This window comes from Microbispora sp. CL1-1 (assembly GCF_012034195.1).
Lineage (GTDB): Bacteria > Actinomycetota > Actinomycetes > Streptosporangiales > Streptosporangiaceae > Microbispora.
In genome coordinates this window covers 20,242-36,408 of the sequence record NZ_JAATEK010000029.1, presented here as the reverse complement: position 1 = coordinate 36,408, position 16,167 = coordinate 20,242, and the positions used below count along the sequence as shown (strand labels likewise).

The following is a 16,167-nucleotide window of genomic DNA, read 5'->3' as shown; positions in this document are numbered from 1 at the left end:
GTGTTCGGGATCCTCCGGCCGTGTGCCCGCCACTCCTGCCCGTCCGTCCACGCGGCCTGGCGCGCGCACCTGTGCGGGCTCTGTCTGACGCTGCGCGACCGGCACGGGCAGCCGGCCCGGATGGCGACCAACTACGACGGCCTCATCCTGTCGGTCCTGACCGAAGCACAGACACGGGCACAGACGCGGGCTCAGACGGGGGACCTGTCGCAGAACCGGCGGACCGCCGGGCCCTGCGCGCTGCGCGGCTTCCAGCGGGCGGAGGTGGTGCCGTCGGACGACCCGGGCGCCCGCCTGGCGGCCGTGGTCTCGCTGGCCCTCGCCTCGGGCAAGATCCGCGACCACGCGTCCGACGGCGACGGGATCGCGGCCCGGCGCGTGGCCGGACTCCCCCTGCGCGCCATGGCCTCGGCCTGGGCCTCGGCCGCCCGGCGCGGCGCTGAGTCGATCGGCTTCGACACGGCCGTGCTGACCGAGGTCTCCGCCCGCCAGGCGCTGCTGGAGTCGTCCCCCGGGCGCGGCCTGCTCGACGTCACCGAGCCCACCGAGACCGCCGTGGCCGCGGCCTTCGCGCACACCGCCGTGCTCGCCGGCCGGCCGGGCAACGTGGAGAGCCTGCGTGAGGCCGGCCGTTTCTTCGGCCGGATCGCGCATGTGATCGACGCGGTCGAGGACCTCGCCGAGGACCGGGCCCGCGGGGCGTACAACCCGCTTGACGCGACCGGCGCCTCGCCCGCCGAGGCCCGGCGCGTGTGCGAGGAGGCGCTGCACGGGCTGCGCCTGGCCGTACGCGACCTCGAACTGGAGGAGCGGCACCTGGTCGAGGCGCTGCTGTGCGACGAGACCCGGCGTGCCGTCGACCGGGCGTTCGGGACGCGTGCCCACGCCGCCTGTGGCACACACCGCATGGCGGCCGGGGACGCCTCCCCCACGCCGCCCGACGCCCCGCCCGGCGGCTCCCCCAGGGGTCCCGGCGACCGCCCGGGGATCGCGCTGACCGCGTTGGCCGGGATGGGGGTCTTCCTGACCTGCGGGCTCTACCGCCCGCCGTGGAGCGAATATCGGGGTGCGCCGTGGAGCGAGCGCTGCTGGTGCGGCGATTGCGACTGCCCCGACTGCTCGGACTGCTGTGACTGCGCCGACTGCTGCTCGTCATGCTCCGACTGCTGCTCGGGCGACGGCTGCTGCTGCGGGGACAACTGCTGCTGTGGTGACGGCTGCTGCTGCGACTGCGGCGCCTGACGGCTCACGCGGGCGCGGCCGGGCCGTCCGTGCCCAGGAGGCGGTCGTAGGGAACCGCATGACTCGTGCGGCCGTGGAAGCCGGTCGTGGTCGTCGCGGTGAACAGGGAGGGACCATCCCCGCGGGCGCGGGGCCGATACCTGATCGTGGCCTGCCGCCGGGGCTTTGAGAGGAGCATTCCCGCCGACGAGGGGATGGCGACGAGAAGGACGAATGGTCAGAGGTATCGGAGCTCACGCCATGGTACGGCGGCAGCTGGTCCGTCCGGGCGGCGGTCCATCAGATAGGTGAGCAGCGCGGCGGCCCTTGCGAGGATCGGCGCTATCGTCGGCCCATGGGAAGATCGCGCCCCCCTTTCCGCCGGCTCACCCCCGCCGAGCGCCGGCTCTGGGACGCCTATCCCTCCGGCGACTGGGTCGACCTGCGCCACGGCCGGGAGACCGATCCCTCCTCGGGCGGCGAGTGGGGCCGCTCCCGGGTGGTCAGGGCGGAGGTGATCTCCGCCCTGGTGCTCGACCGGGGCGCCGGCGGTTCGGCCCGGGTGCCGGGCGTCCGGCTCGCCGGGGCCCGGATCATCGGCGATCTCAACCTGTCCGACGCCACGATCGAGGCGAAGATCCACCTGCTCGACTGTCACATCGCCGGGACGGTCTCGTTCAACGACGCCAGGACCAGGGGCGTGCGGCTGCGCCGCTGCGACATCGTCCGCTTCCGGGCCAGCCGGGCCACGATCGACGGGCTGCTCGACCTCGACGGATCGGCCGTACGCGAGGGGGTGCGCCTGGACAACGCCCACGTGACCGGGCAGCTCCGGCTCTCCGGTGCCCGGTTGGGCACACCCGGCCAGAATCCCTACCGGGGCACGCCGCCCGGGGCGCCGTCCCTCCTGGAGCAGGCGCACTGGAGCGGGCCGGAGGGATCGCAGGAGCCGCGCACCTGGGAGTCGGTCGCGCTGTGGGCCGGCGGGCTGGTCGTGGACGGCAGCGCCTTCTTACGGAACATGCGGGCCACGGGCGGGCTGCGGCTGATCGGCGCCCGGTTCGCCAGCGGGCTCTACCTCCAGGGCGCGGTCGTCACCGCGGACGGCGTCCCCGCCGTGCACGCCGACCATTTGCAGGCCGACGCGGCCGAGCTCGGCGCGGGCTTCACCGCCCACGGCACCGTACGGTTGCGCGGCGCGCATATCCGCGGGGTCCTGTCGTTCCACGGGGCGGTGCTGCGGGCGACCGGACGGGCGCTGCACCTGAGCCACATGCAGGCGGACGAGCTCATCCTGCTGCCCGAGTCGATCGAGGGCGAGGTCAACCTCGGCTACTCCCGCTTCGGTGTGCTGTTCGACCGCCCGGAGAGCTGCCCGGGCCACGTGCGGCTCGAAGGGCTGACGTACGAGTCGCTGCGCGGCCCGGCGACCCTGGCCGACCGGCTCTCCTGGCTGCGGCGCGACCCCGGAGGCTACCGCCCCCAGCCGTACGAGCAGCTCGCCGCCTACTGCCGGCGCATCGGCCACGAGCCGGACGCGCGCCGGGTGCTGCTGGCCAGGCAGCGGGCGCGGCGGCGGACGCTGCGGCCGCCCGGGCGGCTGTGGGGCCGGCTGCTCGACGGGCTCGTCGGGTACGGATACCGGCCCTGGCTCGCCGGGCTGTGGGCCGCGCTGCTCCTCGCGACGGGCACGGCGATCTTCACGCGGTGGCCGCCGCACCAGATCGGCCTGGACGAGTCACGCCATTTCAACGCCTTCGTCTACACGCTCGACCTGCTGGTGCCGGTGAGCGTGTTCGAGCAGCGCGGGGCCTGGGAGCCGGCCGGATGGACCCAGTGGCTGGCGAATGGACTGATCGCGGCGGGCTGGATCCTCGCCACCGCGCTCATCGCCGGCGCGAGCAGGCTCCTGCGGCCGTCCAACGCCCCCTGAACGGGAGTCGGTTCGGCGAGCCGGACGCGCCGGACGTACGGCACATCATAGTCAATCAAGTGATTGAATGACGTATCGCCGAAACCCCGGCGCACCCGTCCGATCCGGATGCGCCGGGCGAGCCGGGCGCCGAAAACCGTGCGGATCAGAAGGCCTCGTCGAAGCTGACGTCGCCCTCGACGGCCACCTGGTAGGCCGAGACACGGCGCTCGAAGAAGTTCGCCAGCTCCTGCACGTCCTGGAACTCCATGAACGGGAAGGGGTTATCCGTGCCGTACCGCACGGGCAGGCCGAGCCGGGCGAGCCTGCGGTCGGCGACATACTCCAGGTAACGCCGCATGTTGTCCGCGCTCATGACGCCGTGCCCGTCGCCGCACAGGTCGCGGGCGAAGGCGAGCTCGGCGGCGACCGCCTCCTCCATCATCCGCGTAACCTGGGCCGCCAGCTCGTCGTCGAACAGGTCCGGCTCCTCGCGGCGTACGGTGTCCACCACCTCGAAGGCGAACTCCATGTGCATCGACTCGTCGCGGAACACCCAGTTGGTGCCGGTCGCGAGACCGCCGAGCAGCCCCCGCGAGCGGAACCAGTAGACGTACGCGAAGGCGCCGTAGAAGAACAGTCCCTCGATGCAGGCGGCGAAGCAGATCAGGTTGAGCAGGAAGGCCCGCCGGTCCTCCCGGGTCTCCAGCCGGTTCAGCTCGCTGATCGAGTCGATCCAGCGGAAGCAGAACTCGGCCTTGTCGCGGATCGACGGGATGTGCTCGACGGCGGCGAACGCCTTGGCCCGCTCGTCGTGATCGGGCAGGTAGGTGTCGAGCAGGGTCAGGTAGAACTGGACGTGCACCGCCTCCTCGAACAGCTGCCTGCTCAGGTACAGCCGCGCCTCGGGGGCGTTGACGTGCTGATAGAGGTTCAGCACCAGGTTGTTGGCCACGATCGAGTCGCCGGTCGCGAAGAACGCCACGAGCCGGTTGATCAGGTGGCGCTCCCCCTCGTCGAGGGTCGCGAGGTCGGCGAGGTCGGAGGCGAGATCGACCTCCTCGACCGTCCAGGTGTTCCTGATCGCCGCGCGATACCTCTCGTAGAACCCGGGGTAGCGCATCGGGCGCAGGGTCAGGTCCATGCCGGGGTCGAGCAGCATCGTTCTCATTGGCAAGCCTCGCAGATCTCGGGGTTCTCAAGGGAGCAGGCGACGGCGTCCACCGGCGTGACCGCGGGGACGGTCGTCTGGGCGATCCTCGTCGCCGGGCGGGAGCGCAGGTAGTAGGTGGTCTTCAGGCCCGACCGCCAGGCGTAGGCGTACATCGACGAGAGCTTGCCGATGGTGGGGGCGGCCATGAAGAGGTTGAGCGACTGCGACTGGTCGACGTACGGCTGCCGCGCGGCGGCCAGGTCGATGAGCGCCTTCTGGGGCAGCTCCCAGGCGGTGCGGTAGAGCGTCCTGAGTTCGGCCGGGATAGCGGCGATGTCCTGGATCGAGCCGTCGTTGAGCTTGATCGCGTCGCGCATCGACCGCGTCCACAGGCCGAGGGCCTGGAGGTCCCGCACGAGATAACGGTTGACCTGGAGGAACTCCCCCGACAGCGTCTCACGTTTGAAGACGTTGGACACCTGCGGCTCGACGCACTCGTAGCAGCCCGCGATCGAGGCGATCGTGGCCGTCGGCGCGATCGCGATCAGCAGGGAGTTGCGCAGCCCGGTCTCCGCGATCCTGGCCCGCAGCGCGGCCCACTCCTCCGGGTGGACCGGGGTGCACGGATAGTGGTCGAGGTGCAGCACGCCGTCCGCCGCCCGCGTCTCCCCGTACGCCGGGTGGCGCCCGCGCTCCGCGGCCAGGTCGGCCGAGGTGCCGTACGCCGCGAGCGCGATCTCCTCGGCGATGCGGGTGGACAGCGCGAGCGCCTCGGGCGAGTCGAACGGCAGGCGCAGCGCGAAGAACACGTCGGCGAGGCCCATGACGCCGAGGCCGACCGGCCGCCACTTGCGGTTGGCCGCCTCCGCCTCGGGCGTCGGATAGAAGCCGAGGTCGATCGTCCGGTCCAGGAACCGTACGGCGGTGCGGACGGTGGCGCGGAGCCTGCCGAAGTCGACGGCGTCGCCCTCCGGGGTCAGGTGCGCGGCGAGGTTGACCGAGCCGAGGTTGCACACGGCGGTCTCGCCGTCGCTGGTGACCTCCAGGATCTCGGTGCACAGGTTGGACAGGTGGATGACGTTGCCGGGCCGCGCGGTCTGGTTGGAGGCGCGGTTGGAGGCGTCCTTGAACGTCATCCAGCCGTTGCCGGTCTGGGCGAGCGTGCGCATCATCCGGGCATAGAGGGCGCGGGCCGGCACCTGCTTGACGTAGCACCCGGCGGCCTCCAGCTCGCGATAACGGGTGTCGAACGCCTCACCCCACAGGTCGGTCAGCTCGGGGACCTCCTTGGGGTCGAACAGCGACCACGTGCCGTCCGCCTCGACCCGGCGCATGAACTCGTCGGGCACCCAGTTGGCCAGGTTGAGGTTGTGCGTGCGCCGCGACTCCTCGCCCGTGTTGTCGCGAAGCTCCAGGAACTCCTCGATGTCGGCGTGCCAGGTCTCCAGGTAGACGCAGGCCGCGCCCTTGCGCCTGCCGCCCTGATTGACGGCCGCCACCGACGCGTCGAGCGTGCGCAGCCACGGCACGATGCCGTTGGACAGGCCGTTGGTGCCCCGGATCAGCGAGCCGCGCGAGCGCACCCGCGTCCAGGCGATGCCGATCCCGCCCGAATACTTCGACAGCCGGGCCACCTGGCCGTACCGCTCGTAGATGCTCTCCAGCTCGTCCCTCGGGGAGTCGAGCAGGAAGCACGACGAGAGCTGCGGCCGGCGCGCGCCCGAGTTGAACAGCGTCGGCGAGCTGGGCAGATAGGCCAGCGTGGACATCAGGCCGTACAGCTCGGCCGCCTCCGCCACCGTGGCCGACAGCCCGCAGGCGACGCGCAGCAGGAAGTGCTGCGGGCGCTCCAGCACGCGCCGGGTGACCGGGTGGCGCAGCAGGTAGCGGTCGTAGACCGTGCGCAGCCCGAAGTATTCGAACCGGTCGTCGGCCGCCGGGTCGATCAGCGCGTCGAGCGCCTCGGCCTCACCGGCCACGAAGGCGGCGACGGCGTCGCCAAGCAGCCCGGCGGCGTGGGCGGCGGCGACCGACTCGGAGAACGTGCGCACCCCCTCGGCCGCCGCCTCCTCCGCGATCAGCCCGCTCAGCAGCCTGGCCGCCCGGCGCGAGTTCTCCGGGTCGGCGATGACCCCGGCCGCCGCCTCCTCGATGGCCTGCCAGACCTGCGCCGCGTCCCACCCGCCGTCCGGGCCGCCGTCCGGGCCGCCGTCCGGGCCGGCCGATGCCCGCCGTACGGCACCGGTGGAGGGTCCGGAGTTCCCCGCCGAAGCCCACGGCCCGCCGCGTACCTCTGACGCGGGGTCCGCGGAAGCGGAGGCCGGGTCGGTGATCGTCATCAGATGCCCTCTCCTCGTCGTCTCGTGTCCCGGCCGGACCGGAGGGAGGCATGCCGCGGCGCACGCGCACGAGAGGGATTCGTGCCGTGACGATGCGGCGAGCCCGCCCTCGGGGCCCGGCGCGGGGCGCGCGCCCATGCGCGCGCATCGCTGGCAGGTCTTCGGACTCGCGGGCGCCCGGCCGGGCTCGCGCCCTGCCGGTCCTACTGGCCGTCGCTTCCCGGGCGCGCTCGCGCCCAGTGCTCGGAGCACAGCACCGTGCTGTGCCGACGGCGGTCGTTCCCGCTCACCGCTGCGGGGCAGTCCCGGATTTCCACCGGGTTCCCTCTTGCCTCACCAAGGTGAACCAGCAACGCGATGGATCCTACATCTAGTGGCCCTTCCCGCAAGCGCCCCCACAAGTTGTGTTTTTCAGCGGAGTCCGAGATCATTGAGGAGCAGGGCCGTACGGCGCGCCTCGCCGGCGAGCCATTGCCGGAAGTCGTCGCCGTCGAGCCACATCGGCGTCCAGTCGTTGCGCTCGCACAGGCGCCGCCAGCCCGGCGTGCCGGCGACGGCACGGCACAGATCGAGCAGGGCGTCCGGCTCGGGCGTGCCGCGCGGGGCGATCAGCCCGGTCCAGTCGGCGAACACGACGCGTACGCCCGACTCCGACAGCGTCGGCGCGTCCACCCCGGACAGCCGCTCGGCGGAGGAGACGGCGAGCGGGCGCAGCCGTCCGGCGCGCACATGGGGGGCGACCTCGCGCCTGCTGCCGAACCCGAGCGCGAGCCGCCCGTCGACGACCGCGGCGACGGCCTGCGCCCTGCTGCCGAACGCGACGTAGTCGAGCAGGCGGACGTCGGCTCCCAGGCCCCGGGCGGTCATGCCGAACAGCAGGTGTTCCGGGCCACGGTCGGCGCCGCCCGCGACCCGGTGCGCCCCCGGGTTCCGCAGCAGCGCGGCGGCGAACTGGTCGAACGTGCGATAGCCCGAGTCGGGCGAGGCGACCAGCACCTCCCACTCCCCCGCCAGCCGCGCGAGCGGTACGGCCCGGGCCACGAGGAGGGGGTCGCGGGCCAGCGCGCAGGCGGCGAGCAGCGCGGAGTCGGCGACCACCAGGCCGGCCCCCGGCCGGTTCAGGTCGGCGAGAGCCGTCCCGCCGCCACCGGTCTCCCGCCTGATCCGTACGGCCCGGGCCCAGCCACGCCCTTCCACGAGCGACTTGAACCCGGCGGCGACGCCCTCCCCGCACCCGCCGGGCGGGCCCGGGACCATCAGGGAGAGCTCCCCGCGGCGCGGGGGTGCGGGGACACCGCATGCGCCCGCGAGGGCCAGGACTCCCAGTGCGAGGACCGTACGGCGTCGCATGTCGGCACCCTCCACCCCGAAGAGTCCCTTACATGCACAGACTATGAGTAACTACACCATGTCACCACATAACGGACGTTACGGCTGCGGCGATCGATGGGTGGTTCTCGCCGGGTAGAGGGCGATCCCGCGGTGGTCGCGGGTCAGGCGCCTGCCGCAGGAGCTCGGAAAGAAGCCGTCGTCCTCGCTGCGATGGTGACTGCCCAGTGCGGCACAGCAGGTGTGACAGTGGGCACGCAGGTCGGGCTTGATCACCTCGACCCGCTTGGCTCGCGCGGGCAGTTCCGCGTGCGCAACACCCGCTCGGTCAGGGATACAGGCGTCGTATACAAAGGCAGGCATGGAGGACCTTGTCGAGCACCGTTACGGCCGCGACGACATACGGCTGATGACGGCGTCCTTCCGTAGGCATCACTTCGTTCCGCACGCGCACAGCGAGTACGCCATAGCGGCGATCGAGCGCGGGGTGGAGGCCGTCCGCTATCGCGGCGCCACCGAGCACGCGCCCGCGGGCAGCCTGCTCCTCCTCGACGCCGACACCATCCACGCCGGCCGTCCCGGCATCCCCGAGGGCTGGGACTACCGGGTCTTCTACATCCCGCAGCACCTGCTCGCGGAGCTCGCCGGGCACCGGCCGGCCTTCTCCACACCGGCTCCGTACGATCCTCGCCTGGCCGCCCGCCTGATCCGGCTGCACCGCCGCCGGGACCAGACCTCCCTCGCCGCGCAGGAGGAGTTCGAGGCGCTGTGCACCGAGATCCTCGCCCGCTACACGCGCCGCGGAATCGCCCCGGCGCCCATCCGCACGACGCCGGCGGGGCCGGTCGCGAAGGTGCAGCGGCATCTGGCCGAAGACCTGCGGCGCACCCCAAGCCTGGACGAGCTCGCGCAGGTGGCGGGCCTGCCCCGGTTCCGGCTGCTGCGCGCCTTCCGCCGCGAGACCGGCGTGACCCCGCACGGCTACCTGCTCCAGCTCCGCCTGCGCTGCGCCCAGCAGCTCCTGACCGCCGGGCACACCATCGCGCGGGCCGCCGCGGAGAGCGGCTTCTACGACCAGGCGCACCTGCACCGCCATTTCCGCCGTACGTTCGCGGCCACCCCGGGCCGGTTCGCGCGCAACGACGTACAAGACCGGCGCGGCTCGCGCGCCTAGCGTTGCCGGGCATGGACGAATACACCAGCCACGAATACACCGGGCCCGAGTTCTCCCGCAGCGCGCTGCTCATCATCGACCTGCAGCGCGACTTCGTCGCCGGCATCGCCGGCACCGCCGAGGTGCTGCCCGCGGTCCGGCGCCTCACGCACGCGTTCCGCGAGGCGGGGCGGCCCATCGTGCATGTCGTGCGCCTCTATCTGCCCGACGGCAGCAACGCCGACCTGTGCCGCCGGACGCTGCGCGGCATGGTCAACCCGCACTCCCCGGGCTCCCAGCTGGCCGCCGGACTGCTCCCCGGCGGGCTCCCCGGCGGAACGGCGGAACGCGAGCTCGACCCGGACCTGCTCCTCGCGGGACGCGCGCAGGAGGTCGGCCCGGGCGAGCACATCCTGTACAAACCCCGCTGGAGCGCCTTCTACGGCACCCCGCTGCTGGAGCACCTCGCGGAACGCGCGGTGAGCACCGTGGTCGTCGCCGGGTGCAACTACCCGAACTGCCCGCGTTCCACCCTCGTCGACGCGACCGAGCGCGACCTGCGCGCCGTCGCGGTCCGCGACGCCCTGTCCGGCTGGACCGCCGGCGCGGACCGCGAGCTGGCGGGGATGGGCATCGCCTGCCTGGACACGAGCGAGGTCGTCGCCGCCGTCTGGTCGCGCGCGGCGTCCCGGGCCTGACTCCGTACGGCCCGCACCGGCACGCGGCGTGGGCCGTACGGCGTGCGGACGGTTATTCGACCGTCACGCTCTTGGCGAGGTTGCGCGGGCGGTCGACGTCGCGCTCCAGGGCGACGGCCGCGTGGTAGGCGAAAAGCTGCAGCGGGATCGTGAGCAGGATGGGGTCGAGCTCGACCTCGTTCTTGGGCACCACGATGCAGTCGTCGGCCGCCTCGGACGTGCGGTGGCCGACCATGAGGATGCGCCCGTGCCTGGCCCGGATCTCGCCCAGCGTGGTGAGGTTCTTGTCGAGCAGCTCGTCGTCCGGGACGATCGCGACCGTCGGCAGCTCGGGGCTGATCAGCGCGAGCGGGCCGTGCTTGAGCTCGCTCGCCGGGTATGCCTCGGCGTGGACGTAGGAGATCTCCTTGAGCTTCTGCGCGCCCTCGCGGGCCACCGGGTAGCCGCGCACCCGGCCGACGAACATCATGCCCGGCGAGTCGGCGTACTTCTTCGCCAGATCCCTGATCCGGTCCTCCAGCGTGAGGATCTCCTTGATCTGCTCGGGCAGCCGGCGCAGGCCCTCGCAGATCCTGCGGCCGTCGGCGGGCGACAGGTCGCGTACGCGGCCGAGGTGCAGGGCGAGCAGCGCGAACGCCACGGCCGTCGAGGTGAACGCCTTGGTGGACGCCACCGAGACCTCGGGGCCCGCGTGCAGGTAGATGCCGCCGTCGGTCTCCCGGGCGATGGCACTGCCGACGGTGTTGACGATGCCGAGCACCCGGCCGCCCTTGCGCTTGAGCTCCTGCACCGCGGCGAGCGTGTCGTACGTCTCCCCCGACTGGCTGATCGCGACGTACAGCGTGTCGGGCTCGACGACGGGGCTGCGGTAGCGGAACTCCGACGCGGGCTCGGCGTCGGCGGGGATGCGGGCCAGCTCCTCGATGAGCTGCGCGCCCATCTGCCCGGAGTAGTACGCGGACCCACAGCCGATGATCTTCACGCGGCGGAACGAGCGGGTCTCGCGGGCGTCCATGTTGAGGCCGCCCAGGTGGGCGATGTGGAACCGGTCGTCGATCCGGCCGCGTAGCGTGCGGGCGACCGTGTCGGGCTGCTCGGAGATCTCCTTGAGCAGGTAGTGCTCGTAGCCGCCGTTGTCGTAGTGGCCGGCGTCCCAGTCGACCGTGAACGGCTCCTTGGCCGTCTCCCTGGCGTCGCTGGTGAACGTGTTGAACCCGTCGGCCTTGATGACCGCGAGCTCGCCGTCCTCCAGGTGGACGACCTGCCGGGTGTAGCGGATGAGCGCGGCGACGTCGGAGGCGGCGAACATCTCCTTCTCGCCGAGGCCGAGCACGATCGGGCTGCCGTTGCGGGCCACCACGATCTCGCCGGGACGCTGCGCGTCGATGACGGCGATGCCGTACGTGCCGACCACGCTCTTCAGCGCCCGTGAGACGGCCTCGCGCAGCGAGTCGGTCTCCTTGACCATGCGCCCGACGAGCTGCGAGAGCACCTCGCTGTCGGTCTCGCTCTCGAACTTCACGCCCTCGCCCTCCAGGCGGCGGCGCAGCTCGTCGGCGTTCTCGATGATGCCGTTGTGCACGACCGCGACGCGCTGCTCCTGGTCGAGGTGCGGGTGCGCGTTCACGTCACTGGGCGCGCCGTGGGTGGCCCAGCGGGTGTGCCCGATGCCGCTCGTGCCCTTGAACTTCGCGGGTACGGCCGCCGCCAGGTCGGCGACCCGGCCCTTGACCTTGCGCGTCTTGAGGCTCTTGGCGTTCACGACGGCGAGGCCGGCCGAGTCGTAGCCCCGGTACTCCAGTCGCTGGAGACCTTCGAGCAGGATGGGTGCCGCATCCTTTGGCCCGACATAAGCGACGATTCCGCACATAACCGCTCCTATCCGTAAACGATCCGCCGGAGCTGGCGCAGGGTCAGCTCCGGTGCCGCGACACGCCTTCCCGCGAGCTCGGCGGAGATTCTGGGAAAGATCTGGTCGTTCGTCAGCCCCCTCGACTTGAGTTCGCCGTGGCGGCGCCGCACGTACTCTTCCGCGGGCTCGCCGAAGTACGCCAGGACGTCGGCCACCACGCGAGCCGCCTCCCCGGGCCCCAGTGACGTGGTCCGGGTGAGGTGACCGATCAGATCCTCGAAGGGATGCCGTGCCGTGGACACAGAGCAGGACCCTAACGCAGCGCCGATACCGACTAACAAGGATCCTGCCCGTTTTCGGGCAGGATCAGCTCCGCGAAGGCTCCAAACGGCGCCATGACAGCCCCTCGTTGCGGTCAGGGCAGTGTCCGCGAGGCCGCCCGCCGGGATTCAGCTCCTGCGCAGCAGCAGGCGGCCCTGGCGGAACCGCTCGCCGTCGAGAGGCTCGCGCAGCATCCGTGCCACCTCGGCGAAGCCCGCCTCGCGCGCCGGCTCGGCGAGGCCGTCGATCGGCCAGCGGTACGCCGGCGCCGCCTTGTGGTCGAACTCCGTCACCGGATCGCCCTCGGATTCGAAGAACCCGAGCAGGAGGTGGCCGCCGGGGGCCAGCACACGGCGGAACTCGGCGAAGTACGGCGGCAGCTCCCGCGGCGGGGTGTGGATGACCGAGTACCACGACAGGATGCCGCGCAGCTCGCCGTCGGCGAGGTCGAGCGCGTGCATGGAACCGACCTCGAAGCGCAGCCCGGGGTGCGCCGCACGGGCGAGCTCGATCATCCGGGGTGACAGGTCGATGCCGAAGGCGTCCAGCCCCAGACTCCGAAGGTGCGCCGTCACATAACCGGGGCCGCAGCCGAGTTCGGCGACGGGCCCTGCCCCGTCGGTCCGTACGAGCTCGGCGAACGCGGCCAGCGCCGCGCGGTCCAGCGGCAGGCGGTCGAGCGAGTCCCGGAAGAGATCGGCGTAGAGGTCGGCGACGGAGTCGTACGCCTGGGCCGTCGCGGTGAGATAGGGGGCGGATTCGGTCATGGCGGGTGACTCTAGTGCCTCGGCTCACCCCGCGCGGACCTCCGGACGCGCGGCGTGCGCGGCGCGGGCGATCGGGGGCGGACCCGGGAAGAACCGCCCCCGCAGACCGGCGCGGGCGGTCAGGCCGCCGGGGCGGCGGCGCGCAGCACCTTCATGAACTCACGCATCCACGCCGGGTGGTCCGGCCAGGCCCGCCCGGTCACGAGGTTCCGGTCGACGTGCGCCTCGCTGTCGACCCACGTGCCGCCGCCGTTCTCGACGTCGGTCGCGCAGGCGGGGTACGCGCTGCTCTCGCGGCCCTTCAGCACCCCGGCGGCGGCGAGCACCAGCGGCCCGTGACAGAGCGCGGCGATCGGCTTTCCGGCGTCCGCGAAGTGGCGGACGATCTCCTGGACGTCCCGGTCGCCGCGGATGTACTCGGGGGCCCGGCCGCCGGGGATCACCAGCGCGGCGTACTCGTCCGGGTTCACGTCGGAGAAGGCGACGTCGGCCGCCCAGGTGTGGCCCGGCTTCTCGGTGTAGGTGTCGAAGCCGTCCACGAAGTCGTGCACCACGAACTGCAGCTTCTTCGCGGACGGCGCCGCGATGCGCGCCTCGTAGCCCTCCTCCAGAAGCCGCTGGTACGGGTACATCACCTCGAGGTCCTCGGCCGCGTCACCGGTGATGATCAGCACCTTCGCCATGGCGTAACCCCCTCGTGCGTACGGTTGCCGCCTCATCGTGCGCACGGCCTCGCCCGCGGGTCAACGTCTCGGCTTCCTTCGGTCACGTGCCGCGTGGGCGCCGGGATTGAGGCCAGTTGGCACCGGCACCCTCCGGGATCCGCTAGAGTTATTCCTGCGTCGCCGGGAAAAACCCGAGCGATCGCTGCGGAAGTGGCTCAGTGGTAGAGCATCACCTTGCCAAGGTGAGGGTCGCGGGTTCGAATCCCGTCTTCCGCTCGGAGCCCGGACGAGATCCGGGCACGGACGATTAGCTCAGCGGGAGAGCGCTTCCCTGACACGGAAGAGGTCACTGGTTCAATCCCAGTATCGTCCACCACATCCCGTCAAAGGCCGGGCCGCTTTCGCGGCTCGGCTTTTTGCGTTCGTTCCCGTCGCCGCGCGGCCCCAGCGGGTGGGCCCGATGCACGCGCCGGATGCCGATCCGCCCGGACGGCGACATCGCCTCTGCGCACATGAACGAGGCGGACACCCAAGGCTCCATCCGGCGCTCACGACGCGGTTCGGCTGAGGTCCGGCCGTCCGGCGAGTTGTAGACGTCGGCGTTCACTACTTCTTATAGTGAGCGTAGTAGACGTCCACGTTCACTATCGGTGGGTCCCCACGACCGCCCCGCCGCTCCCTGGAGCCCGCTTTGCCGACCCCCACGACCGACACGCGGTCCACCCGCCCGGCCCGGCACCGGCCCGGCCTCGTACTCACCGCCCTGCTGTTCTGCCAGCTCATGCTGGTCCTCGACGTCACCGTCGTGAACATCGCGCTCCCCCAGATCCACGACACGCTCGGCTTCACCTCCGAGGGCCTGGCCTGGGTGCTCAACGCCTACACCGTCACCTTCGGCGGGTTGCTCCTGCTCGGCGGGCGGGCGGGGGACATCGTCGGCGGCGTCCTCACCCACGTGGCCTCCTGGCGTTGGGTCCTTTTCATCAACGTGCCCATCACCGTCGCCGTGCTCGTCCTCACACCGCTGTTCGTCCGCGAGGCCGAGCGGTCGCCCGGCAGGTTCGACCTCCCCGGTGCACTCACCTCCACGACCGGCATGGGCGCCCTGGCCTTCGGGCTGATCAACGCGGCCTCGGCCGGCTGGGGCGACCGGGTCACTTCGATCGCGATCGGCGTGGCCGTGGTGTCGCTGGCGCTGTTCGCGCTGGCCGAGTCCCGCGCCCCCCAGCCGATCACCCCGCTCCACCTGCTGCGCGACCCGCTGCGGCTCCGTTCGTACGCGGCGATGCTGGTGGTCGGCGCGAGCATGGGCGGGATGTTCTACTTCCTCACCCAGTTCCTGCAGGAGGTGCTCGGATTCGGCCCGCTCCAGGCGGGTCTCGCGTTCCTGCCCGTCTCGCTCGTCCTGGTCGTGTCGGCGCAGCGCACCGCGGCGCTGCTGCCGAAGACCGGACCGGCGATCCCGACCGCCATCGGGGCGCTCGCGGTCACGGCCGGGCTGCTCTGGCTCGGCCGGCTCGACGAGACCAGCGGCTACTTCCCCGGGGTCGCCGTTCCGCTGGTGCTGTTCGGCATCGGCGCGGGCCTCATCTACGTTCCCTCGACCGTCGGCGCGACGGCGCGGGTGGCCGCGACCGAGTCGGGCGCCGCCTCGGGCATGCTCAACACCACCTCCCAGCTCGGCACGGCGCTCGGCCTGGCCGCGCTCGTCACCGTCGCGGGCACGGCGGCACGCCACGCCGCCGCCCATCCCGTGGCCGGCCTGTCCGCGCAGGCCCAGGCGCAGCACGCGGCCACCTACGGCTTCACTCGCGCGTTCCTGGCGGCGGCGATGCTCGGCGTCGTGCTGCTCGTCATCAGCCTCATCGGCGGCTTCAGGCCGGTCCGGCCTACTGACCGTGCCTACTGACCGTGCCTACTGACCCGGCCTACTGATCAGGGGCGTCGCCGCCCCTGACGCCGGTTGCCGCCGTCAGGGGCAGCAGGACGCGGTCGACGACCGAGACGACCAGGTCTTCGGGGATGGCGGTGCCCTCGGTGAGGATGTGGTCGGCGAGCAGGGCCGGGCCGGCCGCGGCCACCAGCGGATCGGCCGCCTCGGACGCCACCTCGCCTCTGGCCGCCCCCTGCCGCAGGACTTCGGCGATCAGTTCCTTGCAGGGCCGCAGGACCCGCTGGTCGAACAGCTTGCGGCAGTCGCCGTCGCCCTCCACGGCCATCGCGTGGAACGCGCCGGCCCGGGTCGCGTCGGCGGCGCGCCGGATGCACGACAGCAGCGCGATCAGGTCGTCGCGGACGTGCCCGGTCAGCTCGACGTCGTACGGCGACGGCAGCACGCTGCTGAGCGCGTCGAGCACGAGCTCCTTCTTGTTGCCCCAGCGGCGGTAGAGCGCCGCCTTGCCCGTGTGGGCCGCGAGCGCGACGCTGTCCATGGTCATCCGGGCGAAGCCGACCTCGCTCAGCTCGGCGAAGACCGCGTCGAAGATGGCCCGCTGCAACTCCGCTCCGTGCCGGCGCTGGCCTCCGCCGGCATGGCCGGACTGGTCACGAACGGCGACCCCGCCCATCTCGGCCCTCCCGTGAAGTCGGCCCCCATCCTACGCCGCGCCGGAAAAGCGGTTTCGCGGTCCGATCTCGCCCGTGGAAGCCTGGATCCGCGGCGGCGCCGGCCGCTGACACGCGGCCGGCGCCGCCGAGGAATCGCGGCACGGCGCTCGCCATTTCCGGCGAAGCATTCCCGCCGCCACCGGCGCGCCC

At 72.2% G+C, this 16,167-nt stretch carries 14 protein-coding genes, 2 tRNA genes and 1 riboswitch; of the genes, 7 read left to right on the top strand and 9 right to left on the bottom strand.

Annotated features, from left to right (window positions below):
- Positions 1–1,242, top strand: coding sequence for a DUF5685 family protein (locus tag HCK04_RS28010; protein ID WP_142650390.1), 1,242 nt, complete (start codon positions 1–3; stop codon positions 1,240–1,242).
- A 334-nt stretch (positions 1,243–1,576) separates the two neighbouring features.
- The gene (locus tag HCK04_RS43790) at positions 1,577–3,154 is read left to right on the top strand and encodes an oxidoreductase (RefSeq protein WP_142650389.1); all 1,578 of its coding nucleotides are present in this window, start codon (positions 1,577–1,579) and stop codon (positions 3,152–3,154) included.
- Positions 3,155–3,299: 145 nt separating this feature from the next.
- Here the strand turns inward: HCK04_RS43790 and HCK04_RS28000 are convergent, their stop codons facing one another.
- The 3 genes from HCK04_RS28000 to HCK04_RS27990 all read right to left on the bottom strand — a co-directional run bounded on the left by HCK04_RS28000 (position 3,300) and on the right by HCK04_RS27990 (position 7,975).
- The gene (locus tag HCK04_RS28000) at positions 3,300–4,304 is read right to left on the bottom strand and encodes a ribonucleotide-diphosphate reductase subunit beta (RefSeq protein ID WP_240971885.1); all 1,005 of its coding nucleotides are present in this window, start codon (positions 4,302–4,304) and stop codon (positions 3,300–3,302) included.
- Positions 4,301–6,625 (bottom strand): ribonucleoside-diphosphate reductase subunit alpha, encoded by a 2,325-nt coding sequence (locus tag HCK04_RS27995; protein WP_142650388.1) that lies wholly within the window; start codon positions 6,623–6,625, stop codon positions 4,301–4,303. The genes HCK04_RS28000 and HCK04_RS27995 overlap by 4 nt, the downstream gene beginning before the upstream one ends.
- Positions 6,626–6,759: 134 nt before the next feature.
- Positions 6,760–6,991: riboswitch (cobalamin riboswitch) on the bottom strand.
- A gap of 45 nt (positions 6,992–7,036) precedes the next feature.
- Positions 7,037–7,975 (bottom strand): tripartite tricarboxylate transporter substrate-binding protein, encoded by a 939-nt coding sequence (locus HCK04_RS27990; RefSeq protein ID WP_142650387.1) that lies wholly within the window; start codon positions 7,973–7,975, stop codon positions 7,037–7,039.
- A gap of 340 nt (positions 7,976–8,315) precedes the next feature.
- Between HCK04_RS27990 and HCK04_RS27985 the strand changes: the two genes are divergently transcribed.
- Both HCK04_RS27985 and HCK04_RS27980 read left to right on the top strand, forming a co-directional pair.
- Positions 8,316–9,128 (top strand): AraC family transcriptional regulator, encoded by an 813-nt coding sequence (locus HCK04_RS27985; RefSeq protein WP_142650386.1) that lies wholly within the window; start codon positions 8,316–8,318, stop codon positions 9,126–9,128.
- Positions 9,129–9,139: 11 nt separating this feature from the next.
- Positions 9,140–9,805, top strand: a complete 666-nt coding sequence (locus HCK04_RS27980) for an isochorismatase family cysteine hydrolase (protein WP_142650385.1) — start codon at positions 9,140–9,142, stop codon at positions 9,803–9,805.
- Between the two features lie 52 nt (positions 9,806–9,857).
- On the opposite strand, the gene glmS is transcribed toward HCK04_RS27980, so the two are convergent.
- The 4 genes from glmS to HCK04_RS27960 form a co-directional block, all read right to left on the bottom strand.
- On the bottom strand, positions 9,858–11,675 hold the full coding sequence (gene glmS / locus HCK04_RS27975) for a glutamine--fructose-6-phosphate transaminase (isomerizing) (protein WP_142650384.1): 1,818 nt from the start codon (positions 11,673–11,675) through the stop codon (positions 9,858–9,860).
- Between the two features lie 8 nt (positions 11,676–11,683).
- The gene (locus HCK04_RS27970; RefSeq protein ID WP_030505148.1) at positions 11,684–11,959 is read right to left on the bottom strand and encodes a hypothetical protein; all 276 of its coding nucleotides are present in this window, start codon (positions 11,957–11,959) and stop codon (positions 11,684–11,686) included.
- Positions 11,960–12,106: 147 nt separating this feature from the next.
- On the bottom strand, positions 12,107–12,745 hold the full coding sequence (locus HCK04_RS27965) for a class I SAM-dependent methyltransferase (RefSeq protein ID WP_142650383.1): 639 nt from the start codon (positions 12,743–12,745) through the stop codon (positions 12,107–12,109).
- 119 nt (positions 12,746–12,864) lie between these two features.
- Positions 12,865–13,428, bottom strand: a complete 564-nt coding sequence (locus tag HCK04_RS27960) for a DJ-1/PfpI family protein (RefSeq protein WP_142650382.1) — start codon at positions 13,426–13,428, stop codon at positions 12,865–12,867.
- Positions 13,429–13,614: 186 nt separating this feature from the next.
- Between HCK04_RS27960 and HCK04_RS27955 the strand changes: the two genes are divergently transcribed.
- Together HCK04_RS27955 and HCK04_RS27950 are read left to right on the top strand one after the other, a co-directional pair.
- Positions 13,615–13,686, top strand: a tRNA-Gly gene (locus HCK04_RS27955).
- A 25-nt stretch (positions 13,687–13,711) separates the two neighbouring features.
- Positions 13,712–13,786: transfer RNA gene (locus HCK04_RS27950), tRNA-Val, on the top strand.
- Here the strand turns inward: HCK04_RS27950 and HCK04_RS27945 are convergent.
- Positions 13,757–14,017, bottom strand: coding sequence for a hypothetical protein (locus HCK04_RS27945; protein WP_142650381.1), 261 nt, complete (start codon positions 14,015–14,017; stop codon positions 13,757–13,759). The two genes, HCK04_RS27950 and HCK04_RS27945, sit on opposite strands and share 30 nt — an antisense overlap.
- An 84-nt stretch (positions 14,018–14,101) precedes the next feature.
- Here HCK04_RS27945 and HCK04_RS27940 point away from each other — a divergent pair, with 84 nt between their 5' ends.
- Positions 14,102–15,319: an MFS transporter gene (locus HCK04_RS27940; RefSeq protein ID WP_142650380.1), complete on the top strand. Its 1,218-nt coding sequence runs from the start codon at positions 14,102–14,104 to the stop codon at positions 15,317–15,319.
- Positions 15,320–15,338: 19 nt separating this feature from the next.
- On the opposite strand, the gene HCK04_RS27935 is transcribed toward HCK04_RS27940, so the two are convergent.
- Entirely contained in the window at positions 15,339–15,977 is a 639-nt protein-coding gene (locus HCK04_RS27935; protein WP_142650379.1) for a TetR/AcrR family transcriptional regulator, read from the bottom strand.
- Positions 15,978–16,167 lie beyond the last annotated feature (190 nt).